General features: G+C 46.3%; 24 protein-coding genes and 1 pseudogene. 1 reads left to right on the forward strand and 24 read right to left on the reverse strand.

The window, feature by feature from the left end; all coding sequences use genetic code 11:
- The 12 genes and pseudogenes from V7M78_RS21215 to V7M78_RS21270 form a co-directional block, all read right to left on the reverse strand.
- Positions 1 to 107: pseudogene (locus V7M78_RS21215) on the reverse strand (ribonuclease HI); the annotation flags it as partial.
- Positions 108 to 122: 15 nt separating this feature from the next.
- Positions 123 to 1,724, reverse strand: a complete 1,602-nt coding sequence (locus V7M78_RS21220) for an MBL fold metallo-hydrolase (protein WP_333652952.1) — start codon at positions 1,722 to 1,724, stop codon at positions 123 to 125.
- A 198-nt stretch (positions 1,725 to 1,922) separates the two neighbouring features.
- On the reverse strand, positions 1,923 to 3,398 hold the full coding sequence (gene spoIVA / locus V7M78_RS21225) for a stage IV sporulation protein A (protein WP_333652955.1): 1,476 nt from the start codon (positions 3,396 to 3,398) through the stop codon (positions 1,923 to 1,925).
- Between the two features lie 115 nt (positions 3,399 to 3,513).
- Entirely contained in the window at positions 3,514 to 4,224 is a 711-nt protein-coding gene (locus tag V7M78_RS21230; RefSeq protein ID WP_333652958.1) for an ABC transporter ATP-binding protein, read from the reverse strand.
- Between the two features lie 13 nt (positions 4,225 to 4,237).
- Entirely contained in the window at positions 4,238 to 4,996 is a 759-nt protein-coding gene (locus tag V7M78_RS21235; RefSeq protein ID WP_333652960.1) for an ABC transporter ATP-binding protein, read from the reverse strand.
- 2 nt (positions 4,997 to 4,998) lie between these two features.
- Positions 4,999 to 6,090: a branched-chain amino acid ABC transporter permease gene (locus V7M78_RS21240; RefSeq protein ID WP_333652962.1), complete on the reverse strand. Its 1,092-nt coding sequence runs from the start codon at positions 6,088 to 6,090 to the stop codon at positions 4,999 to 5,001.
- A gap of 12 nt (positions 6,091 to 6,102) precedes the next feature.
- Positions 6,103 to 6,984 (reverse strand): branched-chain amino acid ABC transporter permease, encoded by an 882-nt coding sequence (locus tag V7M78_RS21245; protein WP_333653003.1) that lies wholly within the window; start codon positions 6,982 to 6,984, stop codon positions 6,103 to 6,105.
- 83 nt (positions 6,985 to 7,067) lie between these two features.
- Entirely contained in the window at positions 7,068 to 8,288 is a 1,221-nt protein-coding gene (locus tag V7M78_RS21250; RefSeq protein WP_333652964.1) for an ABC transporter substrate-binding protein, read from the reverse strand.
- A gap of 145 nt (positions 8,289 to 8,433) precedes the next feature.
- Positions 8,434 to 9,453 (reverse strand): NAD(P)H-dependent glycerol-3-phosphate dehydrogenase, encoded by a 1,020-nt coding sequence (locus tag V7M78_RS21255; RefSeq protein WP_333653005.1) that lies wholly within the window; start codon positions 9,451 to 9,453, stop codon positions 8,434 to 8,436.
- A 28-nt stretch (positions 9,454 to 9,481) separates the two neighbouring features.
- Entirely contained in the window at positions 9,482 to 10,126 is a 645-nt protein-coding gene (gene plsY, locus V7M78_RS21260; RefSeq protein WP_333652966.1) for a glycerol-3-phosphate 1-O-acyltransferase PlsY, read from the reverse strand.
- Position 10,127: 1 nt separating this feature from the next.
- The gene (der, locus tag V7M78_RS21265; protein WP_333652968.1) at positions 10,128 to 11,456 is read right to left on the reverse strand and encodes a ribosome biogenesis GTPase Der; all 1,329 of its coding nucleotides are present in this window, start codon (positions 11,454 to 11,456) and stop codon (positions 10,128 to 10,130) included.
- Positions 11,449 to 12,867 carry a DUF512 domain-containing protein gene (locus V7M78_RS21270; RefSeq protein ID WP_333652970.1) on the reverse strand — a complete coding sequence of 473 codons (1,419 nt, stop codon included), beginning with the start codon at positions 12,865 to 12,867 and terminating at the stop codon, positions 11,449 to 11,451. The genes der and V7M78_RS21270 overlap by 8 nt, the downstream gene beginning before the upstream one ends.
- A gap of 249 nt (positions 12,868 to 13,116) precedes the next feature.
- On the opposite strand from V7M78_RS21270, the gene V7M78_RS21275 reads away from it, so the two are divergent.
- Complete coding sequence (locus tag V7M78_RS21275; protein ID WP_333652972.1) at positions 13,117 to 14,301, forward strand: ribose-phosphate pyrophosphokinase; 1,185 nt, start codon at positions 13,117 to 13,119, stop codon at positions 14,299 to 14,301.
- A gap of 48 nt (positions 14,302 to 14,349) precedes the next feature.
- Here V7M78_RS21275 and pgeF read toward each other — a convergent pair whose 3' ends face one another.
- From pgeF to ylxM, 12 genes are all read right to left on the reverse strand, one after another.
- Positions 14,350 to 15,201, reverse strand: coding sequence for a peptidoglycan editing factor PgeF (gene pgeF, locus V7M78_RS21280; protein ID WP_333652973.1), 852 nt, complete (start codon positions 15,199 to 15,201; stop codon positions 14,350 to 14,352).
- A gap of 15 nt (positions 15,202 to 15,216) precedes the next feature.
- Entirely contained in the window at positions 15,217 to 15,561 is a 345-nt protein-coding gene (locus tag V7M78_RS21285) for a YraN family protein (RefSeq protein WP_442914689.1), read from the reverse strand.
- Between the two features lie 40 nt (positions 15,562 to 15,601).
- Positions 15,602 to 16,243 carry a ribonuclease HII gene (locus V7M78_RS21290; protein WP_333652978.1) on the reverse strand — a complete coding sequence of 214 codons (642 nt, stop codon included), beginning with the start codon at positions 16,241 to 16,243 and terminating at the stop codon, positions 15,602 to 15,604.
- A gap of 66 nt (positions 16,244 to 16,309) precedes the next feature.
- Entirely contained in the window at positions 16,310 to 17,155 is an 846-nt protein-coding gene (gene ylqF, locus V7M78_RS21295) for a ribosome biogenesis GTPase YlqF (RefSeq protein WP_333652980.1), read from the reverse strand.
- A 9-nt stretch (positions 17,156 to 17,164) separates the two neighbouring features.
- Positions 17,165 to 17,716 (reverse strand): signal peptidase I, encoded by a 552-nt coding sequence (gene lepB, locus V7M78_RS21300; protein WP_333652982.1) that lies wholly within the window; start codon positions 17,714 to 17,716, stop codon positions 17,165 to 17,167.
- Positions 17,717 to 17,835: 119 nt separating this feature from the next.
- Positions 17,836 to 18,183 (reverse strand): 50S ribosomal protein L19, encoded by a 348-nt coding sequence (rplS, locus tag V7M78_RS21305; RefSeq protein WP_333652984.1) that lies wholly within the window; start codon positions 18,181 to 18,183, stop codon positions 17,836 to 17,838.
- Between the two features lie 300 nt (positions 18,184 to 18,483).
- Entirely contained in the window at positions 18,484 to 19,230 is a 747-nt protein-coding gene (gene trmD, locus V7M78_RS21310) for a tRNA (guanosine(37)-N1)-methyltransferase TrmD (protein ID WP_333652987.1), read from the reverse strand.
- Positions 19,231 to 19,250: 20 nt separating this feature from the next.
- The gene (gene rimM, locus V7M78_RS21315; protein ID WP_333652990.1) at positions 19,251 to 19,760 is read right to left on the reverse strand and encodes a ribosome maturation factor RimM; all 510 of its coding nucleotides are present in this window, start codon (positions 19,758 to 19,760) and stop codon (positions 19,251 to 19,253) included.
- A 65-nt stretch (positions 19,761 to 19,825) separates the two neighbouring features.
- Positions 19,826 to 20,053: a KH domain-containing protein gene (locus tag V7M78_RS21320; RefSeq protein WP_333652993.1), complete on the reverse strand. Its 228-nt coding sequence runs from the start codon at positions 20,051 to 20,053 to the stop codon at positions 19,826 to 19,828.
- 15 nt (positions 20,054 to 20,068) lie between these two features.
- Positions 20,069 to 20,311 carry a 30S ribosomal protein S16 gene (gene rpsP / locus V7M78_RS21325; RefSeq protein ID WP_333652995.1) on the reverse strand — a complete coding sequence of 81 codons (243 nt, stop codon included), beginning with the start codon at positions 20,309 to 20,311 and terminating at the stop codon, positions 20,069 to 20,071.
- Positions 20,312 to 20,399: 88 nt separating this feature from the next.
- Positions 20,400 to 21,752, reverse strand: coding sequence for a signal recognition particle protein (gene ffh / locus V7M78_RS21330; RefSeq protein WP_333652999.1), 1,353 nt, complete (start codon positions 21,750 to 21,752; stop codon positions 20,400 to 20,402).
- An 11-nt stretch (positions 21,753 to 21,763) separates the two neighbouring features.
- Positions 21,764 to 22,114, reverse strand: a complete 351-nt coding sequence (gene ylxM / locus V7M78_RS21335) for a YlxM family DNA-binding protein (protein WP_333653001.1) — start codon at positions 22,112 to 22,114, stop codon at positions 21,764 to 21,766.
- Positions 22,115 to 22,215 lie beyond the last annotated feature (101 nt).

Raw genomic sequence — 22,215 nt, forward strand, 5'->3', positions numbered from 1 at the left:
TGGAGCTGCCCTTTGGAATCAGTAAACTGCAGGACCGTTCCGTATCCTCCCGGTCCGTCAGGGTTTCCTCTTGCAGCTCCGTCTGTAAACAACAGTACTTTGGTCATGTTCGGTAGTTCTCCTTATCTGTCCCATTTATCACATAATGAATTGATCTGATCTGCAAACTTGGCAAGATCCTTGTTGGCGCCTCCCTGATTGTTGCGGATAACCTGCAAAAGCCTTTCTCCGGCGGCAAAGAGCCTTCCGTATACGCCCACAGGCTTTTTGGCAGTTTCCATAGCTTTTGTAATAGGGATGCCTTCTGTTTCTTTTTCCCAGCGGCCAAGAGAAAGGTCATAAACTGAGCCTGAATAGGGGGCCTTTATGTTATGTCCGTACTCTCTCTCCATTTTTTCTGCAAAGAATTTGCAGACCTGGTCATCTCCGTGTACAAGAAACACCTGACGGGGTTTTCCTTCAAATGCGTTCAACCAGGTAATCAGTCCTTCCATATCTGCATGGGAGCTCATTCCATCCATCTGTTCAATATGGGCTTCCACCTGAATGGTTTCGCCAAACAGCTTTACCTCTTTGTTTCCATCCACCAGGCTTCTGCCTAAAGTCCCTACGGACTGGTAGCCGGTAAAGACCACAGTGCATTCCGGCCTCCACAGATTATGCTTTAAATGATGGCGGATACGTCCCGCGTCGCACATTCCTGCCGCTGATATAATTACTTTGGGTTTCGTGTTAAAATTGATGTTTTTGGACTCCTCGCTGGTAACAGACAGCTTAAGCCCTGGAAAAGAAATGGGGTTAATCCCCTTCATGACCAGCTCCCTGGTCTCCTCATCGTAGCAATCTGCCAGGTTGTCTTTAAACACCTGGGTTGCCTCAACAGCCAGAGGGCTGTCGACGTAAACCTCAAATCCATTGTGTCCGGCGATCCGGTTTTCTGCCTTGATGTGGCGGAAAATGTAGAGAAGCTCCTGGGTTCTGCCTACGGCAAAGGCCGGTATCACCACATTTCCTCCCCTGTCTAAAGTTCTCTGGACAATGTCTGCAAGAATGGAAACGTGATCCGGAAGAGGGGCATGGAGACGGTCTCCATAGGTGCATTCCATAACCACATAATCTGCCTTGGTTATGTACTGGGGGTCCCGGATCAGGGGTTTATTCTTGTTTCCGATGTCTCCGGAAAAGACTATTTTTTTCGTATCTTCCTCTTCTGTAATCCAGACCTCAATGGAAGCGGAACCAAGAAGGTGTCCTACATCGATGAAGCGGACCGTAAGGCCCTCTTCCAGTTCCACCTTTTCATCGTAATGATAGGGGCGGAACAGTTCCAGTACACCCATGGCATCCTCGGTCCGGTAAAGGGGTTCTTCCTCCGGCTGTCCGGCACGTCTGGCCTTCCTGTTCTTCCACTCTGTTTCTGACTCCTGAATGTGGGCACTGTCTCTCAGCATAATGCTGCAAAGATCAGCGGTGGCATCGGTGGAAATCACTTTTCCACGGAAGCCTCTGGCGTAGATAAAGGGAAGCATTCCTGCGTGGTCGATGTGGGCATGGGTCAAAAGAACGTAATCGATTTCTGCATAGCTGACCGGGATGACTACATTTTCAAACTTGTCTACCCCCTGCTCCATACCGCAGTCTACAAGAATTTTAAGGCCGGCGGCCTCCAGATAGTGGCAGCTTCCGGTAACTTCGTGGGCTGCTCCGACAAACATCAGTTTCATAAAACCCCTCCTTTTGTATTTGTTTGTACCTTTGATCTGCAGTGGGAGCCCTCAAATCCTGCGGATCTGAGGGCTCACGGGCATTCGCCCTATGAAAGAAGCCACATATATTTTTTCTTATGTGCGGGCACAACGAAAAAATATCCGCGTCTTCTTTCCCACTGCTCATCGCTGTCGTGAAGATAGTATACCACTCTTTTAAATGATAATGCAAATCATACCGCCATTACTGTCGTTAATAATTTTTTGAAGGGTTTCCTGAAGCTTGATCTGACAGTCTTCTGTAAGCTGGGAGACTTTGACCTGGATGCCGTCTTCTACGATCTGTTCAATGGATTTTCCGAAAATATTGGTGTTCCAGATGCCTTCTTCGCTGTTTCTTGCGCTTTCCTTGATATAGGCAATTAAATCCTCTGCCTGCTGTTCGCTTCCCACAATAGGAGCAATTTCTGTCTGGATGTGGGTTTTGATCAAATTGATGGAAGGAGCCTCTGCCCTCATCTTGACACCGTATTTATTTCCGTGTTTGATTACTTCCGGTTCATCCAACAAAATCTCGGACCGTTCCGGCGTCACCACTCCATAGCCCTTCATCCGCACCTGATTCATGGCCTGGTTGACCTTTTCATACTCGGTCCGCATTTTCGCCAGTTCACTTAAAATCTGCATCAGCTGGTATTCCCCTTCAATGGGGATTCCAACGTAATCGCTGAGAATCTGATAATAATAGCTGTCATCCACATCCATGGTCATTTCAATGCTTCCGTCAGCCATGTTCATGTTCTGCACCTTGACGGAACGGACATTTTCTGCCACTCCCTCCAAAAGGCTGGAAGTCACATCCTTCATGTGGGAAACCTTTTTCACCATGTCTTTTGCCACCTGGATGGCCTGGGCTTTCAGCCAGTGTGTGGCAGGCAGGATTTCAAGCCACTTGGGAATAAAAAAGTCCATTTCCGTCACCGGAAACTCCTTTAATACCCGTTCCAGAATGTTGTTCACATCCTCCTTTTTCAGCTGCTCACAGTTAACGGGCAGAACCGTTACCCCGTACTTTTCACTTATGTCCTTAGCCAGTTCCACTGTTTCATCGGAATACGGCCTGGCGGAGTTCAGCAGGATGATAAAGGGCTTTCCTAATGCCTTTAATTCATCCACAGTACGCTCTTCGGCAGCTATGTAATTGGGACGCTTCAATTCCCCGATGGAGCCGTCAGTGGTGATCACCACGCCAATGGTGGAATGGTCATTAATAACCTTTCTGGTTCCGATTTCTGCCGCTTTGGTAAAAGGAATATCGTAATCGAACCAGGGGGTCTTTACCAGACGCTCTTCATCATTTTCAATATGGCCGGCAGCACCATCCACCATAAAGCCCACACAGTCAATTAAGCGGACTTTGGCTTCGATTCCATCTCCAAGGTGGAGGCTTGCTGCTTCCTTTGGAATGAACTTGGGTTCTGTGGTCATAACTGTCTTTCCTGCCGCACTCTGTGGCAGTTCGTCCCTTGTCTGGGTTTTTTGGTGCTCATCTTCCATAACAGGCAAAACCATCAATTCCATAAAGCGCTTGATAAAGGTTGATTTTCCCGTTCTCACCGGTCCCACTACTCCGATGTAAATTTCTCCGTTGGTTCTGGCTTTAATATCATTGTATACGTTATAATTGTCCATAAAGATTCCCCCTTCTGTGCTGTTACACTATATGCAGACGGGAAACAATTATGACAGGAAAAACCCTGCAGCCTCCTGTATGCTTAAGGTTTTCAGGGAGACTGCAGGGCTTGTATCATTCGCTTAAATATGCTTTTTTAACGGAATCATTGTTCATCAGCTCTTGTGCATCACCGCTTAAAACAATGGCTCCTGTTTCAAGAACATAGGCACGGTTGGCAATGGACAGGGCTTTTTTCGCATTCTGTTCCACCAGTAAAACCGTTGTTCCTGACTTATTGATCTCCTGAATGATGTCAAAAATCTCATTGACGTAAATAGGAGAAAGTCCCATGGAAGGCTCATCCAGAACAATGACCTTCGGATGGCTCATAAGAGCCCGCCCCATGGCTAACATCTGCTGTTCTCCGCCGCTTAAAGTTCCGGCCGGCTGATTTTTTCGCTCCAAAAGTCTGGGAAACCGCTTATAAATCATGTTCAGGGTCTCTTCTATCTCATCCTTATCATGTCTGGTATAAGCTCCCAGCTTTAAGTTTTCATAAACAGTCAGGGAAGCAAATACACGCCGTCCCTCAGGCACATGGGCCATTCCCATGCTTACGATTTTATCTCCCCGGATCTTTGTAATATCCCGTCCGTCAAACTGTATATTGCCTGATGAGGACTTTAAAAGTCCGGTTATGGTATGAAGGGTGGTGGTCTTGCCCGCTCCGTTTGCACCGATTAAGGCTACAATCTCCCCTTCCTTTACTTCAAAGGAAATACCTCTCAGCGCCTTGATGATGCCGTAATGTACTTCCAGATCTTTCACTTCAAGTATTGCCATGATTTAAGCCTCCCTATTCTCCCAGATATGCCTTGATGACTTCCGGATTGTTGAGTACATCCGCAGTCTTTCCCTGGACCAGAACCTGACCGAAGTTCAGTACGGTCAGACGCTCACATATGCCGGAAACAAGCTTCATGTCATGCTCAATCAACAGAATGGTCATATCAAAATTATCCCGTACAAAGCGGATGGTATCCATAAGCTCGCTGGTTTCATTGGGATTCATGCCTGCCGCCGGCTCATCGAGAAGCAAAAGCCTGGGATTGGTGGCAAGAGCCCTGGCAATCTCCAGCTTCCTCTGCTTTCCATAGGGCAGGTTTGCGGCAAGGGTATCCTTTTCCTGATCTAAGTCAAATACCTTTAAAAGTTCAAGGGCCTTTTCATCCATTTCCTTTTCCACCTTATAATACTTTGGAAGGCGGAAAATTCCTGTTACCGTAGAGTAAGGATAACCATTGTGAAGCCCTGTTTTTACGTTGTCAAGAACTGTCAGTTCTTTAAAGAGGCGGATGTTCTGAAAGGTCCTTGCAATTCCTGACCGGTTAATATCCACCGTCTTTTTACCTGTTATATTTTTTTCATCCAAAAGAATAGTGCCTGTGTTTGGCTTATATACGCCGGTCAACAGGTTGAAGATGGTGGTTTTACCGGCTCCGTTAGGACCTATCAGGCCGTAGAGCTGTCCTTTTTCAATGGTGATGTTGAAATTATCAACAGCCCGCAGACCGCCAAAGGATATGCCCAGGTTTTTGATTTCCAGTAATGCCATGATTATGCGCCTCCCTTTTCTGCCTTATTTTTGTCAAAATACCGTTTCAGAGAATGGCGTTTCCTGAAGTCAATCAGCTTAGGACTCCAGTTGAAAATCATCATGACAATCAGAACGATAGCATAAATCAGCATACGGTAGTTGTTAAGCCCTCTTAACAGCTCCGGAAGCAGAGTCAGCAGCACAGCTGACACTATGGAGCCCCGGATATTTCCGATGCCGCCGAGAACTACGAATACAAGAATCATAATGGACTGGTTGTAGCCGAAGTTTTTCTGGGTGGCTGTAAGGGATGAAAGGTTATGGGAATATAACACTCCCGCTGCTCCTGCAAGTGAAGCGGAAATGGTAAAGGCCATAAGCTTATATTTTGTAATGTTGATACCGATGGATTCCGCTGCAATCCGGTTGTCACGGACTGACATAATGGCACGTCCGGACCTGGAGTGGATTAAATTCAGCACAATGAACAGGGTAATGAGAATCAGAACCACACCGATGGTAAAGGTGGAATTCTTAGGTGTTCCCGTAATTCCCTGAGCGCCGTTTAATATAACAATTCCCCCTTCTTCCAGGTTGAGGGCGGCTGCATTTTTCATAGATAAATGAAGACCCTGAGAATCCTTCCCAACGTAAACTACGTTAACCACATTTTTGATGATCTCACCAAAGGCCAGAGTTACAATAGCAAGGTAATCTCCCCGAAGCCTTAAAACCGGAATTCCTACCACAATGCCTGCAAGGGCGGCTCCTGCCGCTCCGATCAGGATGGCAAAAAAGAACCGGATTCCTGCATTGGGAATCGTCTCTAAGGTGGCGATGGAAAACAGGGAACTGGCAAATGCGCCCACGCACATAAAGCCTGCATGGCCCAGACTCAGTTCTCCGAGAATACCTACGGTTAAGTTTAAAGACACTGCCAGTATGGTATAAATACAGAGAGGAACTAAAAGTCCCTTCATCAGGCTGCTGACCTGACCTGCATTTACCAGAAGCTGTACTGCAAAATAAGCAGCAATCACAATTCCATAGGTTATGATGTTGCTTTTAGTCGTTTTGTTCAAACGGAATGTTGTTTTTGTACTTTTTTCCATATCGTCCACCTATTATACTTTCTCGCTGATCTTCTTGCCCAGGATTCCGGTAGGCTTTACAAGAAGAACTACAATGAGGACTCCAAATACGATGGCATCGGAAAGCTGGGAGGAAATATAAGCCTTGCTTAAGTTTTCAATGACACCCAGTAAAATTCCTCCGATAAAGGCTCCGGGAATGGAGCCGATTCCCCCAAATACAGCAGCCACAAATGCCTTGATTCCAGGCATGGCACCGGTATAGGGAGTAAGAGTCGGGTATGCGGAGCAAAGAAGAGCGCCGGCAATAGCAGCCAGGGCGGAGCCAATGGCAAAGGTAAGGGCAATGGTGCCATCCACGTTGATTCCCATTAACTGGGCAGCCCCCTTGTCCTCTGATACGGCCAGCATAGCCTGTCCTGCTTTGGTCTTCCTGATAAAGGAGGTCAATACCACCATAATGATGATACAGCTGGTAATGGTCACCATGGTTTCACCGGAAACCGTCAGCTTGCCACCTAACAGCTTAAGAGCCGGGATGGATACAACGGAAGTAAAGGATTTGGGATTGGAACCAAAAACAAGCAGTGCGATGTTCTGAAGCAGGTAGCTCACACCGATTGCTGTAATCAGAACTGCCAAAGGACTTGCCATACGTAAGGGACGGTAAGCCACGCCCTCAATGACCATGCCCAAAACAGTACATAAGATAACTGCAAGGAGTATGCCGGCAACTGGCCCTAAGCCCATTGTGCTGACAACTGTGAACACCACGTATCCCCCGATCATAATAACATCACCATGAGCAAAGTTAAGCATCTTGGCAATGCCATATACCATGGTATAACCCAGAGCAATGATTGCATAAACACTGCCAAGACTTACACCATTAATAAAATAGGATATGAAACTCATCATATCAACGCACCTCATTCGTTTTTTGTAAGGAAAAGTAAGAGGGTCGTCCTCTGGACGACCCTCTATTGGGTCATATTATATTACATAGCTGTATAAACACCGTTTACGATCTTAACAGCCTTTGGAGCCTTCTCCGGCTCACCGTCTGCAGTCCACTTCATGTTTTCACCGGTTAAACCGTTGATGGTGATTTCTGTCATAGCGGTCTTTAAAGCGTCACAGATAGCAGATGCATCCATATCTGGTGTGATGCCTGCTTTTTCAGCGGCTGCCTTGACTGCGTAAACAGCGTCATAACCGTCTGCAGCAAACTGGTTAGGAGTTTCGTTGTGCTTTGCCTTGTAAGCCTCTACAAATTTCTTTGTCAGCTCATCTTCTGCGTCTGCAGCAAATGGAGTAAGAAGCATAACGTTCTCAGCTAAAGCAGTGTCAAAGTTTTCTACAGTCAGAAGTCCATCCAGACCGTCACAGCCAAAGAACTGGGTTTCAAATCCCATCTGATCTGCCTGAGCAAGGATTAAAGCTGCCTGAGAATAGTAAATCGGAAGGAATACAAGCTCTGCGCCGGAATCCTGTGCTTTCTGAAGCTGTACGGAAAAGTTTGTGTTGTTATCTGCTGTAAAAGCTTCGTCAGAAACGATCTCAAGTCCCTGGTTTCCAGCTTCAGATACAAACTTGTCATGGATACCTGATGAATAAACATCAGAACTGTCATAGATAATGGCAATTTTGGTAGCCAGCTTGTTCTCGCCTATATACTGTGCAGATGCCACACCCTGGTTAGGGTCAGAGAAACATACACGGAACTGATTCTCAAATTTGGTACAGTCTGCTGCGGAACCGGAAGGAGTCAGCTGGAACATATTGTCGTTGCTGGACTCTGCACCTACTGCAATGGTAGGAGCGGAAGTAACAGCACCCACCAGCATCTGCATTCCCCAGTCTTTTAAGGTGTTGTAAGCATTAACTGCTTTTTCCGTATCGTGTTCATCATCCTGGAAATTGTACTCAATCTGGGCTCCGTTGATACCGCCGTTTGCATTGATCTCACTCACTGCCAGGTCAATACCGTTCATAACGGCCTGTCCGTAGATAGCTGCACCGCCTGTAACAGGTCCGATACCGCCGATCTTAAAGGATCCTCCTGATGCCTCCGGAGCTGCTGTGCTTTCTCCTGATGCTGCCTTTGTTTCTGCTGCTGTTGTGCCGCTGGGTGAAGCATTGCCGCCACAGGCAGTTAAGGATGCTGCCATAGCAACTGCCATACCAAGACTCAGCAGCTTTTTCATAGATTTTTTCATAAATCTTTCCTCCTTATAAAACATTTTCGCATATATCGTCAAAATAATACCAAATTCAGTCCCATTGACGTATACATAGTCTTAATAATAAGGTGGCTTTATAAAAATGTCAACTGATTTTGATTCAATTATCAAAAAAATTCATCTATTCTCCCAGTCTGTCCCATGGAATATCCGAGCTTTCTATGGTCTTGTCCCGCAGCATTAAATCCTTTACTGCCTCGGAAGCAGATTTCCCGTTGAATAAGACCTCATTCACCTGTTCCACAATGGGCATGGAGACTTCGTATTTTTCTGACAAAGCAAGGGCCGCCCTGGCGGAATAAATGCCTTCCACCACCATTTTCACTTCTTTTGTGGCTTCCTCCATGGTCTTTCCCTGGCCGATTAAAATGCCTGCCCTCCGATTGCGGCTGTGCATGCTGGCGCAGGTTACGATTAAATCTCCAATTCCGGACAAGCCGTAAAAGGTCTGGAATTTTCCTCCCATGACAGTTCCAAGTCTGGAGATTTCGGCAATGCCTCTTGTGATTAAGGCCGCCTTTGTATTGTCCCCGCAGCCTAAGCCGTCTGCAATTCCCGCAGCAAGGGCAATGACGTTCTTTAAAGAGCCTCCCAGCTCAATTCCCTGTATGTCCGGGCTTGTATAGACCCTGAAAACATCCTGCATGAAAATCCCCTGAATGTATTCGGCTGTCTTCTGGGTACGGGCACCTGCCACACAGGTGGTGGGAAGTCCCCTGCTCACCTCTTCCGCATGGCTGGGGCCGGAAAGCACCGCCACATCAGCCATGGGAAGCTCCTGCTCCAGAATTTCAGACAGAGTCATCAGGGTGGACTCTTCAATTCCCTTGGCAACGTTGACCACCACCTGCCCATAGCGGCAGAAAGGATTCATCCTTTTTGCAGTAGAACGCACGTACACCGAAGGAACTGCAGTTACCAGAATATCCCGGCCGGTCATAGCCTCTTCCATATCCTCCGTAAGCACAATCTCCTCGGCCAGAACCAGGTCCGGAAGATTCTGATGCCTGTGTGTCTTTTTCATTTCTGAAATCTCTTCAGGAAGGGCAGACCAGACTGCCACCTCATGTCCGTTTCCATGCAAAAGGACTGCCAGGGCAATTCCCCAGGTTCCTGAACCGATTACTCCAACTTTAGCCATTTGCTTCACCTCATCTCTTTCAGCCTTTTCAGCCTTTTTTTCCTGATCCAACAGAAAGCTTATTTTCCGTTCCATGAATAAGCCGGCCTATATTGGCCCGATGGCGCCAATACGCCTGACCGCTTATAAGCCCCGCCATTATGTAATATTCCGGCCGCAGGGCAGGGGGAACTTCATAGATCCCCATTGCCGCAAACAGAACCAGCCAGACAAAGAGTATGGCTGCAACCACCAGAGAGCCTAAAGACACATATCTGGTTACGCCTACGATCAGCACAAAAACCACCAGACATAACAGCATAAGCCATAAATCCACGGCCACAATCAGGCCTGCAGTGGCCGCAATACCCTTTCCTCCCTTGAAGCTTAAATAGAATGGATAATTGTGTCCTAAAATAACGCCAAAGCCCACATACAGAATCAGAAGATAAATCATATCCGGTTGTCCCCGGAAGATAAGCCGCACTGCCATACAAGGCAGAAAGGCTTTCAAAAAATCACCGACAAAGACAATGGCTCCGGCCTTTGCTCCCATTACCCTCAAAGCATTGGTAGTTCCGGAATTTCCGCTTCCATGGTTGCGGATATCGATTTTATGGGCTCTTCCGTAAAAATACCCGGATTGTATAAGGCCGAACAAGTAACCGGCTAAAAGACAAATGATCCTCTCCATATTATGTTTCCTTTCCGCTACGCTCTCTATATATAAATTTAAGGGAAGTGCCCCGGAAGCCAAACGCACTTCTGATCTTATTTTCAATATATCTGGTGTAAGAAAAATGGGTCAGTTCTTTATCATTTACAAAAATTACAAAAGTAGGCGGCTTTACGGCAACCTGGGTAATGTAATATAGTCTCAGCCGCTTGCCTTTGTCAGAAGGGGGCTGCTGGAGGGCAACTGCTTCCGACATAATTTCATTGAGCACTCCGGTACCCACACGCAGGGTCTGGTTTTCCCGGACCATATCGATCAGCTCAAATAACTTATTCATCCTCTGCCCTGTCTTAGCGGAAATGAACGCAAATTCCGCATAAGGCATAAAGGATAAGGTATCCTTGATTTTATTAGTATATTCATAAATGGTCTTGTCATGCTTTTCAATGGCATCCCATTTATTTACTGCCACAATGATTCCTTTTCCCCTGTCATGGGCAATACCGGCTATCTTGGCATCCTGTTCGGTGACTCCCTCCTGGGCGTCAATAACCACTACCACCACATCGGCCCGTTCCACTGCCGTAACAGTCCGGATGATGCTGTAGCGTTCCAGTTCTTCCTTGATTTTGCTCTTTCGCCTTAAGCCTGCCGTATCAATGAATACATACTCGGTGCCGTCATGGACCACTTCCGTATCCACCGCATCTCTGGTAGTTCCCGCAATATCGGAAACAATTACCCGGTTTTCTCCTAAAAGCTGATTTATAATAGAAGATTTTCCTACATTGGGCTTTCCTACGATGGCAATTCTGGGTCTGTCATCCTCTGCTTCCTCAACCTGGCTTAAGTCAAAATGCTTTGTCACTTCATCGAGAAGGTCGCCAAGCCCCAGTCTGGAAGCCGCTGATACGGGAACTGGATCACCGATTCCCAGATTATAAAACTCATATACGTCATTTCCAAACTTCTGGAAGCTGTCCACTTTATTGACTGCAAGGACCACAGGCTTTTTGGACTTGCGCAGCATGTCCGCAACCTTGGAGTCCGCATCTACAAGCCCCTGGCGCACGTCCACAATAAAGATGATCACATCTGCAGTGGCAATGGCAATCTCTGCCTGCTCTCTCATCTGTGAAAGAATGATATCTCCGCTGTCAGGCTCAATACCGCCTGTATCAATCAATGTGAAATTCATATCGAGCCAGGTACAGTCGGCATAAATCCGGTCCCTGGTAACACCGGGAGTATCCTTTACAATGGAAATGGTCTCCCCGGCCAAAACATTAAACAACGTAGACTTTCCCACATTGGGGCGGCCCACGATGGCAACTACTGGTTTACTCATATTGTATCTCCTTTCCTCTTTCCTGCCCGTCTTCCCGGCACAGAGGTATACCCGCAAGGGTGTTTAATTCGTATCCTTCATAAGAAGCTTCATTTTCTCCTACCGGCTCCAAAACTGCCTGTACAAAATCCTGACCGCTTGATTTTACAATATCTACCTGTACTTGTAAAGCCTTTTGTACATCCTGGCGGGTCAGATCATCAAGAAATACCTCTTCTCCGCTACGGAACATGCATTCCGGAAGCAAAAGTCTGCCGCCCAGGGGTTTCCCTGAAAGCTGTTTGATCAGATCCTGTCCCGTAATCAATCCCGCCACCGTAATATGCTCACCGAAGAAAATATTATCAATGGTATATACGTGAATGGTCAGGCCCGGATATTTCCTGCGGACCAGCTGGCTGTGGTTTTCAATAAAGGGGGCGGCCAGTTTTCCTGTTGCAATGGAAATCTCTCCCATACGGCTGTCTCCTTCCAGACTCTTTAAGGCCGTTTTCACTTCTTCTTCCAGAAGCCGCAGCATTCCCACTCCGTTTTCAAGCTGAATGTATCCGTCGTAGCGGCGCTCTTCCGGGATAGGCAGCTCGGCCAGAATATAAAATTCATCACTGGCATGGATGAAATGGCTTCCATGAGCCTTATACAGCCTTTCCTGCCACTGTTCCACAATCTTTAAACAATTCCTGGCGTCTTCCCCTGTCATAGCCTCCAGGGGATATAAGCCCTCCCTGTGTTTCGATACGCCTACAGGCACCACGGAAACGCTTTCCATAAAGGGAATATACTCCGATAAGTCCCTGATGGTCCTCTCCAGCTCTTTTCCGTCATTGACGCCCTTGCACAGCACGATCTGCCCGTTCATGGGAATTTCCGCCTCATAAAGCCTGCGGATCTTTCCCAGGGCTTCTCCTGCAAACCGGTTGTGAAGCATCTTGCATCTTAGTTCAGGGTTGGTGGTGTGGACCGATATATTGATGGGAGCCAGCTTAAATTTGATGATCCGCTCAATATCGTGGTCACTCATATTGGTCAGAGTTACATAATTTCCCTGTAAAAAAGAAAGCCGGGAATCATCATCTTTAAAGTAAAGAGTTTCCCTCATACCGGGAGGCATCTGGTCTATAAAGCAGAAAATACATTTATTCCTGCAGGAACGGTATTCGCTCATCAGGCCGTTTTCAAAGGTGATTCCCAGGTCCTCGTATTGGTTCTCTATTTCCAGCTCCCATTCTTCCCCGTTTTGCTTTCGCACCACCATGAGAATCGCTTCGCTGTTCATGTAGTATTCATAGTCAAAAATATCTTCCAGTTCATGCCCGTCTATGGACAGAACTTCATCTCCAGGCTCCAGCTCCAGTTGTTCCGCAATGGAATCGGGAGCGATTTCTTTTATGGTGTGCCCTTTTTTGTTCATTATTTATTTACCTTTCTGTAACTGCCAATCTCAATCTATATAAATGGATGGTATCATTCGCACTGGTATTATATAATAACATTCTATGGAAATGCAAACAAAAATTACCTTTCCCTTGTTTTTTGTTTTTTTCGCTAAAATGTGACAAAGGCTATTGACCCCTCTGTCAATCAATGGTATAAAGGGATGTAAGATTATAAACAGGCAGTCTTACGGCTGGCTGTTCATTTTTATGGAGGAATCTTTGTCATGGCAAATGATTATGTTTTTAACGACCGGCTTCCTGTAGGTCCTTTAAAGATCGCAGCGCTGGAAAGCTGCAGGGAGCTGGCCACGAAAGTGAATAACCACATTGTGGATTTCCGCAGGAATGATTTGGAGGAGCTTACCCGCCGGGAAGCCGATCTTCACTACCGCGGATATGATGTTGACTCTTATCTTCTGAAATGTGAGTGTCCCCGTTTTGGAAGCGGAGAGGCAAAGGGAATCGTCAGGGAATCTGTCCGTGGTACGGATATCTTTGCAATGGTGGATGTGACTAATCACAGCATCCCCTATACAGTCAACGGTTATACAAACCACATGTCTCCCGACGACCATTTTCAGGATTTAAAGCGGATTCTCGGTGCATGCAGCGCCACTGCCCACAGGGTAAGCGTTATTATGCCCTTTTTATATGAGAGCCGCCAGCACAAAAGATCAAAACGGGAATCCTTAGACTGCGCCATGGCTTTAGAAGAACTGGTAAATATGGGAGTGAGTAATATCATTACCTTTGACGCCCATGATCCCAGAGTCCAGAATGCCATTCCTTTAAGCGGATTTGACAACTTCATGCCCACCTACCAGTTTGTTAAGGCAGTATTAAAGTATTATCCCGATTTAAAGATTGACAAAGAGAACTTAATGGTCATCAGCCCTGATGAAGGCGCTATGGACCGGGCCGTATATCTGGCAAACAACTTAAGCGTTGATATGGGTATGTTCTACAAGAGAAGGGATTATTCCCAGGTCATTGACGGACGCAACCCCATTGTTGCCCACGAATTTTTAGGCTCTTCCGTAGAAGGCAAGACCGTTCTCATTGTGGACGATATGATTTCCTCCGGCGAAAGCATGCTGGATACAGCCAGGGAATTAAAGGAGAGAAAAGCCGATAAGGTCATCGTCTGCTGTACCTTCGGACTGTTTACCAACGGACTGTCAAAGTTTGATGAGTTCTACAACAAGGGTTATATCGATTGTGTGGTAACCACCAACTTAAACTACCGTCCCAAGGAACTGTTTGACAAGGAATGGTATGTAGAGGCTGATGTGAGCAAATACATGGCTGCTGTTGTGAATTCCTTGAATCACGACGTATCCATCAGTACAGCCCTTTCTTCTACCGATAAAATACAGAAGCTTTTAAAGAAATACTCCGGGCGTTCATAGTACTTAGAAATGGGGCAGTTCCCAACAGGAACTGCCCCATTTTGCGTGTTAAGGAATCAAGCTTAAAAATGCTCCCAAATTTCCCCTCTCATCCCCTGTAACACGGTGGGAAAACAGATAATCCGAATTGCAGCGGGTACAGATATCCGTAACCTGAATGCGCTCTTTCTTTACTCCGGCTTCCTCCAGAACAATCTCATTGGCCCTCCAAAGATCCAGCAAATACTTACCATTTCCCTGATCTTCCAGAATCTCCTCCCAGTACTTCCTGTCAAACCCACTCATAAATTCTCCTGCCACTTCGCTTCCCACCTCGTAGCAGTCTTTGCAGATGCTGGGACCGATGCAGGCAATCATATCCTCCGGCTTTGATCCAAAAGCTTCTCCCATCTTCTTTACGGTCACTTCTCCCATGCGGCTTACAGTACCTCTCCAGCCGGAATGACTGAGTCCAACAGCCTTGTGAACCGGGTCCAGAAAGTAAAGGGGAACACAGTCCGCATAAAAGGTAACTAACGTAATCCCGGGAACATTGGTGATCAGGCCATCCACATCTTTATAGTCCCGCTCCTTTGAAATCCCTTTTCCGGCATCCTCCTCTGTCACTAACCGCACATTAGTGGTATGGGTCTGGTAGGATAAAACCATTCTTTCCCTATCAACACCTAAGGCCTCCGCCATTCGTTTGTAATTTTCCAACACATGGTCCGGGTTGTCTCCTCTGGTAAATGTCAGATTCATAGAGGCGAACTTGCCCTGGCTGACTCCGCCCAGTTTGGTTGAAAAGCCCTGCTTTACCAAGCCGGTCTCTTCCAGAATGGGAAAGGATAAGTAAGGGGCCTGACCTTCCGTCTTATAATCCAATACCTTTTTACCCCTGCGCTTCCATATATCTTTCATCCGTTATACCTCCGTCTAAAATGCATCCTTAATAAGCCGGATTTCCTGGCCCAATACAGCAACCACGTCAAACCGGCAGGCAACATCTTCTCCCAGGCCATGGCGATACAAATATCCTCTGGCCCCATTTCTGATCCTTCTCTGCTTCCCGCCATGGACAGCCTCTGCCGGATCTCCTTTTTCTGAATTTGCCCGGTACTTCACTTCTATAAAAACCAGGTATCTACCATCTCTTGCTACAATATCGATTTCTCCCAGCCGGTCTCTGTAATTCCGTTCCAGAATCTCATATCCTGCCTCCTGCAAGTAGGAGGCTGCCATCTCTTCAAACCGGCTTCCAATCTGCCTTGAATTTTCCAAACCCATCCCCCATATCCGACATAAACAATATATTCTGCAATCAGCTTGTGAAATTTTTAATAAAGCTGCGCCTGTGAATAGGACAAGGGCCAATCTCCTTCAAAGCTGCAATATGAACAGCCGTGCCGTATCCCTTATTCTTTGCAAATCCGTATTCCGGAAACAGCTTGTCATATTCCTGCATCATCCGGTCTCTGGTCACCTTTGCCAGAACACTGGCAGCAGCAATGGATACGCTCTTTGCATCTCCCTTGATAATGGGAACCTGAGGAATGGTGACTTCCGGAATGGTGACCGCATCATTCAAAAGCACCTGGGGCACTGTATTTAAGCCTTTTATTGCTCTCCTCATTGCCTCATAGGTGGCCTGTAAAATGTTGATTTCATCAATGGTGTCTGCCCCAACCATTCCGATTGAAAAAGCAATTGCCTTTTCCTGAATTTCATCAAATAAGGCTTCCCGCCGCTTCTCCGTCAGCTTTTTTGAGTCATTTAAAAACAGCAGCTCACAGTCCCTGGGCAGAATCACCGCACCAGCTACAACCGGCCCCGCAAGAGGTCCCCGGCCCACTTCATCAATGCCGCAGATTGCAATATGCTCTTCATACCGGTATTCAAATTCCTTCATCTTCTCCAGACGTTCCCGCTCTGCCTGAAGCTTTTCTTCTGTTAATTTTCTCATGTTTACGCTCCGTCTATAAAACAAGGCCCGCCCTTTCAAAGAGCCGGCCCATATGATTTTCAATATCTATGGCTGTTGCGGAAACTCCAAGGTGATTCTTCCCAGCTTTCCGCTTCGGAAATCATCAATAAAAAGATTGGCCGCCCGGCCTAAATCCAGTTCCCCGCCTCTTACAAGGCAGGATCTTACTTTTGCGATCTGTCCTAATACCTCTACATCCTCGACCTCAGCAATCCCATACCGTTCAGAAAGCACCTGGGGGTATTCCTTCTTTAAGAAACGGATCAGTTCCAAAGCAAGTTCATCCTTGTTCAAAATATCATCCTTGACAGATCCGATAAAAGCCAGACGAAGCCCCACCTGCTGGTCCTCAAACCTGGGCCACAAAATTCCCGGGGTGTCCAGAAGCTCCAAATTCTTATTAAGCCTGATCCACTGGTTTCCCTTGGTCACTCCAGGCTTATTTCCTGTTTTGGCGCTGGCCTTTCCTGCAATGGAATTAATAAAGGTAGATTTTCCTACATTTGGAATTCCAACCACCATGGCGCGGACCGGACGGTTTAAAATCCCTCTTTTACGGTCCCTCTCTATCTTTTCTTTACAAGCCTCCTGGACCACGCTGTTGATCTGCTTTAAGCCTGAACCTGTTCTGGAATTGACCTTGACCACGTGACAGCCCTGTGCCTCAAAATAAGCTGCCCAGGCGTTGTTATAGCGTTCATCCCCCAAATCAGATTTATTGAGCAGAACCATCCGGGCCTTCCCTTTTCCCAGTTCATCAATATCTGGATTACGGCTGCTTAAGGGGACCCTTGCATCCACCAGTTCTATAATTAACTCAACTAATTTAACATCTTCTTTCATTGCCCTTTTGGCTTTGGTCATATGACCTGGATACCATTGTATATTCATAACATTCCTCTATTTCGAACGAATTAATTCCATCCTTGAAAATGGTCTCATACGAAACCATACTTTTCCTTGTATCTGTATTCCGCTCACATTTCCTATGTTGGAAAAGCGGCTGTCTTCACTGCTGTCCCGGTTATCGCCTAATAAAAAGTACTCATCTTCTCCCAGTTTTACAGGCTTTTCCGCAAGCCCTGAAAGGGATACCCGGCCCAAACCCTCCGGCTCTTTCAGCTTCTCACCGTCAATATAGATTTCATCGTTTTTTATCTGAACCGTTTCTCCCGGCAGGCCGATGACCCGTTTCACATTCATCTTCTGGTCTTCCCGCTGGAACACCACCACATCAAAGCGGAGGGGACGGCCAAAATCATAAGAAAGCCTATCCATCAAAACCACATCTTCTGACTCCAGAAGAGGGGACATGGAATGGCCTGCAATTACGATCTGGGTTCCATAAGCATAAACCAGAAACCATGCAAATGCAATGACCACGATAATGTCAACAATCCAGTTGACCAGGTGGCGAAGCTTGTTATTATCTTCACTATGATAAAAGTCCATCCTTTAAACACCCCACTTAAGGAAATTCCATTTTCCTGCGGCGATTAAGCGGCTGATCTACTAAGTAAATCATGCCAAGAAAGGGACAATTTGCATTGTCCCTCTCAACTGTTCCGGAATTATTTAACCAATTCTTTTACCTTGGCAGCCTTACCTACTCTGTCTCTTAAGTAGTACAGTTTTGCTCTTCTTACTTTACCTCTTCTTACAACTTCGATGTTGTCTACAGAAGGGGAATGTAATGGCCAGGTCTTCTCAACGCCGATGCCGTTAGAATTCTTTCTTACGGTAAAGGTTTCTCTTGCGCCGCCGTTCTGTCTCTTGATGACAGTTCCTTCAAAAATCTGGATTCTTTCACGGGTTCCCTCTTTGATCTTGTTGTATACCTTAACGGTATCGCCAACGTGGAACTCCGGTACGGACTGCTTTAACTGTGCTGCTTCGATATTCTTAATAATTTCGTTCATTGTGTGAACCTCCTTGATTTTATTTGATGTTCTTAATACTTCATACTGGAATCCGTAACAGAGGACCATCTCCTTTTCATCACAACATTTTGTATTCTAACATAAAGGCCCCTGGAATGCAAGTCCTTTCATGAATAAATTGTGACAGTTTAGTACGGTATCTTCTTGCATGACCTTCGGCCATACAAGAAGCATCGGAGGTTCCTCCGATGGGAATGACAGGGTTAAAATCAGCTTACAAGCGAGCTTGACGCTGATTCTAGCCCTATCATTCCCGCCGTACTGAACTGTTACAATAAATTATTCCCCATTTTCCAGTTCTTCTTCCAGTTTTTTTAAATATTCCGCTTCTTTTTTTGTCAGGATCGCATCCTTTAAAAGATCAGGCCGCCGTTCCAGGGTCCGCTTAATGGCTTGTTCCCGCCTCCAGGTATCGATGTTTTTATGATGGCCTGACAACAGGACTTCAGGAACCTGCATGCCCTTGTATTCCTCAGGTCTGGTATACTGGGGATATTCCAGCAGATTATCGTGAAAGGATTCAAACTCGGCAGAAACGTCGTTATTTAAAACGCCGGGAATCAGTCTGGAAATGCAGTCAATCATCACCATGGCAGGAAGCTCTCCTCCTGTCAGCACATAATCACCGATGGAGAGATAATCCGTAGCAATCAGCTCCAAAGCCCTTTCGTCAATGCCTTCGTAATGGCCGCACAGGAAAACAAGGTCTTCCTCCTTGGAAAGCTCCTCTGCAATCTTCTGGTTAAAGACCTTTCCCTGAGGGGTCATATAGATGACACGGGGCCTTTTTTCCAATTTTGAGCACAAATCCTCATAGGCATCACAAATAGCCATAGGCTGCATCACCATTCCGGCTCCGCCTCCATATGGGTAATCATCCACCCGGCGGTGCTTATCGGTAGAATACTCCCGGATGTCAATGGCTTCAATAGAGAGAAGGCCCTTTTCCGCCGCTCTCCCGATAATGCTGGTATTTAAGCCGTTTAAAACCATATCAGGAAACAAGGTTAATATGTGGTAGTTCATTCTTTCATCCGCTCCCTATTTTAATCCAGAAGTCCGTCCATGATGTGGACTTTTATAATTCCTGTCTCCAAGTCCACACTTAATACGCATTCCTTAATGGCCGGAAGCAGGACTTCCTTCCCTGACTTGGTTTTCACCTCGTAAACGTCATTTGCCCCGGTCTTGATCACGTCCGTCAGAGTTCCGAATTCTTCTCCGTCCTCCGTAACCACCGTAAGCCCGATTAAGTCAGCAATGAAATTTTCATCCGGTCCCAGCTTCACAGCCTGGTCCCTGGTGACCAGCAAATCTTTTCCCTTGTATTTTTCAATGTCATCGATGGAGTCATATCCCTTGAATTTCAGAATCGCCATATTCTTAAAAAATTTCACGTTCTGGATTTCCAGTTCCATATGCTCCCTGCCTGTATCAAGAATCACTTTTTTTAAAGTCTTAAAACGGTTTACATCATCAGTGGTAGGATAGACCTTTACCTCTCCCTTCACCCCATGGGTGGAAGAGATTACACCGACTCTCAATAAATTTTCCATCTGTTTCTCCATATTCTATTAAAGAAGGAAAAGACCGCCTTCCCAACTGGCCGGCGGTCTTGACATTACTGGATTTCTACAGTAACCTTTTTATCTTCTTTGGAAGCTGCTGCTTTTACAACAGAGCGGATTGCCTTTGCAATGCGGCCCTGCTTGCCGATGACCTTGCCCATATCGGAAGGCGCTACTGTAAGCTCCAGAATGATTTCATCATCCTTTACAGTTTCAGCCACAACAACCTGATCCGGATTATCAACCAGTGCTCTTGCAATCACTTCTACTAATTCTTTCATACGCTTCACCTCTCACTACTGGATACCGGCGATCTTTAAAAGCTTGCTTACAACTTCTGTTGGCTGTGCACCTGTTGCTAACCATTTCTTAGCATTTTCCTCATCAAACTTGATTGTGCTTGGTTCTGTGGTTGGATCATAGTAACCAACTTCTTCGATGAATCTGCCGTCTCTTGGAGATCTGGAATCTGCAACTACAATTCTATAGAAAGGAGCCTTCTTCTGACCCATTCTTTTTAATCTCATTTTTACTGCCATTGTGAAATTCACCTCCTTAAATCCTGGATTTCTGAAACTAATCTATAGCGAACGCAGGAATCTGCTTTGCTAACATCATAAGTTAAAACTAAAAGGGCAATTTCAGCTTGCCGAAGAGTCCGCCGCCGCCGCGTTTTCCGCCGCCCATCATGCCGGGAAGCTGCTTCATCATCTTCTTCATCTGGTCAAACTGCTTGACAATGCGGTTTACTTCGCTGATATCGACTCCAGCGCCCCTTGCAACCCGCTGTTTTCTGGAAACATTTTTCATCAGGTCAGGACTCAACCGCTCTTTCTTTGTCATGGAAAGAATGATAGCCTCCACCCGGTCCATGGCTTTTTCGTCAAAATCCATGTCCTTCATCTGTCCCATACCCGGCAGCATACCCATAATACTTGCCATACCGCCCATTTTTTTAATCTGGTTCATCTGCTCCAGGAAATCGTTGTAATCGAATTCTGCTTTCCGCAGCTTCTGTGACAGTTCTTTTGCCTTCTGTTCGTCTACCTGGATTTCAGCCTTTTCAATGAGAGAAAGGATATCTCCCATGCCTAAGATTCTGGAAGCCATGCGGTCCGGATAAAACTGTTCCAGATCAGAAAGCTTTTCTCCCATACCTACGTAGAGAACCGGTTTTCCGGTCACTGCACGGATGGAAAGTGCTGCTCCGCCTCTGGTGTCGCCATCCAGCTTGGTAATGATAACACCGTCAATTCCAATCTTATCATTGAACATTCCAGCCACGTTTACGGCATCCTGTCCTGTCATGGCGTCTACCACCAAAACAGTCTGGTGAACCTCTACAGCCTCTTTAATTTCAATCAGCTCGTTCATCATGTCCTCATCAATGTGAAGACGGCCCGCTGTATCCAGAATGACTACGTTCTGGTCATTCTTCTGGGCGCTTGCAATGGCGGCTTTTGCGATGTCCGCAGGCTTATGGTTATCTCCCATGGCAAATACGGGAACCCCCTGCTTTTCACCGTTGATCTGAAGCTGTTTGATAGCTGCCGGACGGTAAATGTCGCATGCAACGAGAAGAGGATTTCTGCCCTTTGCCTTCAGCTTTCCGGCAATCTTGGCAGTTGTGGTGGTCTTACCCGCACCCTGGAGGCCAGCCATTAAAATGACCGTCATCTCTCCGGCAGGCTTTAACTGAATCTCAGTGGTCTCAGACCCCATCAGCTTAACCAGCTCTTCGTTTACAATCTTAATTACCATCTGTCCCGGAGTCAGGCTGTTTTGCACATCCTGTCCGATAGCCCGTTCCTGTACGGCACTGATAAACTGTTTTACAACCTTAAAGCTTACGTCAGCTTCCAATAAAGCCATCTTAACTTCTTTAAGAGCTGTTTTTACATCAGCTTCGGACAAGCGTCCCTTACCTCTTAAGTTCTTAAATACATTCTGTAATTTATCAGATAAGCTCTCAAAAGCCATTTAACGCCCTCCTAATGAGCTTCCAGCTCGATGATTTCGCCCGATATCTCTTCGATGCGACGGATCAGATCCCTGTTTTCCGTAAGAGCAAATTCCTTTGTCAAATTCCGGATCTCTCTGGCCAGCTTCCTGGTCTGTTCAAATTTTTCCACCAGATGAAGCTTGTCTTCATAGTCCTCCAGGATTTTGTTGCACCGCTTGATTAAGTCGTGGACTCCCTGGCGGCTGATTCCCCGTTCCGCTGCGATTTCGCTTAAGGACAGATCATAAAGCACAACGTCTTCATAAACATTCCTCTGATGCTCTGTCAGCAAAGCTCCGTAAAAATCATACAACAATCCTTGTCTTGCAATCTTTTCCATATCATCACCTGAGATATCATACAATATTTTTCATATGGTGTCAAGTGTTTTTTCTTTACACCAAAGTTATTTTTTGAGAAACTTTTTCATGGCATGATAAA

Source organism: Lacrimispora sp. (assembly GCF_036758025.1).
Classification (GTDB): domain Bacteria; phylum Bacillota; class Clostridia; order Lachnospirales; family Lachnospiraceae; genus Lacrimispora.

Bases quoted from the DNA above. Each gene is read 5' to 3' on its own strand.
- V7M78_RS21290 (WP_333652978.1), bottom strand. From the start codon at position 16,243: ATGAGAAAATTAACAGAAGAAAAGCTTCAGGCAGAGCGGGAACGTCTG.
- trmD (WP_333652987.1), bottom strand. From the start codon at position 19,230: ATGAACTACCACATATTAACCTTGTTTCCTGATATGGTTTTAAACGGC.
- V7M78_RS21245 (WP_333653003.1), bottom strand. From the start codon at position 6,984: ATGAGTTTCATATCCTATTTTATTAATGGTGTAAGTCTTGGCAGTGTT.
- rplS (WP_333652984.1), bottom strand. From the start codon at position 18,183: ATGAACGAAATTATTAAGAATATCGAAGCAGCACAGTTAAAGCAGTCC.
- V7M78_RS21235 (WP_333652960.1), bottom strand. From the start codon at position 4,996: ATGGCATTACTGGAAATCAAAAACCTGGGCATATCCTTTGGCGGTCTG.
- V7M78_RS21230 (WP_333652958.1), bottom strand. From the start codon at position 4,224: ATGGCAATACTTGAAGTGAAAGATCTGGAAGTACATTACGGCATCATC.
- ylxM (WP_333653001.1), bottom strand. From the start codon at position 22,114: ATGGAAAAGATTGCAAGACAAGGATTGTTGTATGATTTTTACGGAGCT.
- V7M78_RS21255 (WP_333653005.1), bottom strand. From the start codon at position 9,453: ATGGCTAAAGTTGGAGTAATCGGTTCAGGAACCTGGGGAATTGCCCTG.
- pgeF (WP_333652973.1), bottom strand. From the start codon at position 15,201: ATGAAAGATATATGGAAGCGCAGGGGTAAAAAGGTATTGGATTATAAG.
- der (WP_333652968.1), bottom strand. From the start codon at position 11,456: ATGAGTAAACCAGTAGTTGCCATCGTGGGCCGCCCCAATGTGGGAAAG.
- V7M78_RS21240 (WP_333652962.1), bottom strand. From the start codon at position 6,090: ATGGAAAAAAGTACAAAAACAACATTCCGTTTGAACAAAACGACTAAA.
- rimM (WP_333652990.1), bottom strand. From the start codon at position 19,760: ATGGAAAATTTATTGAGAGTCGGTGTAATCTCTTCCACCCATGGGGTG.
- rpsP (WP_333652995.1), bottom strand. From the start codon at position 20,311: ATGGCAGTAAAAATGAGATTAAAAAGAATGGGTCAGAAGAAGGCTCCT.
- lepB (WP_333652982.1), bottom strand. From the start codon at position 17,716: ATGGACTTTTATCATAGTGAAGATAATAACAAGCTTCGCCACCTGGTC.
- V7M78_RS21275 (WP_333652972.1), top strand. From the start codon at position 13,117: ATGGCAAATGATTATGTTTTTAACGACCGGCTTCCTGTAGGTCCTTTA.
- plsY (WP_333652966.1), bottom strand. From the start codon at position 10,126: ATGGAGAGGATCATTTGTCTTTTAGCCGGTTACTTGTTCGGCCTTATA.
- V7M78_RS21270 (WP_333652970.1), bottom strand. From the start codon at position 12,867: ATGAACAAAAAAGGGCACACCATAAAAGAAATCGCTCCCGATTCCATT.
- ylqF (WP_333652980.1), bottom strand. From the start codon at position 17,155: ATGAATATACAATGGTATCCAGGTCATATGACCAAAGCCAAAAGGGCA.
- V7M78_RS21220 (WP_333652952.1), bottom strand. From the start codon at position 1,724: ATGAAACTGATGTTTGTCGGAGCAGCCCACGAAGTTACCGGAAGCTGC.
- ffh (WP_333652999.1), bottom strand. From the start codon at position 21,752: ATGGCTTTTGAGAGCTTATCTGATAAATTACAGAATGTATTTAAGAAC.
- V7M78_RS21320 (WP_333652993.1), bottom strand. From the start codon at position 20,053: ATGAAAGAATTAGTAGAAGTGATTGCAAGAGCACTGGTTGATAATCCG.
- V7M78_RS21250 (WP_333652964.1), bottom strand. From the start codon at position 8,288: ATGAAAAAATCTATGAAAAAGCTGCTGAGTCTTGGTATGGCAGTTGCT.
- spoIVA (WP_333652955.1), bottom strand. From the start codon at position 3,398: ATGGACAATTATAACGTATACAATGATATTAAAGCCAGAACCAACGGA.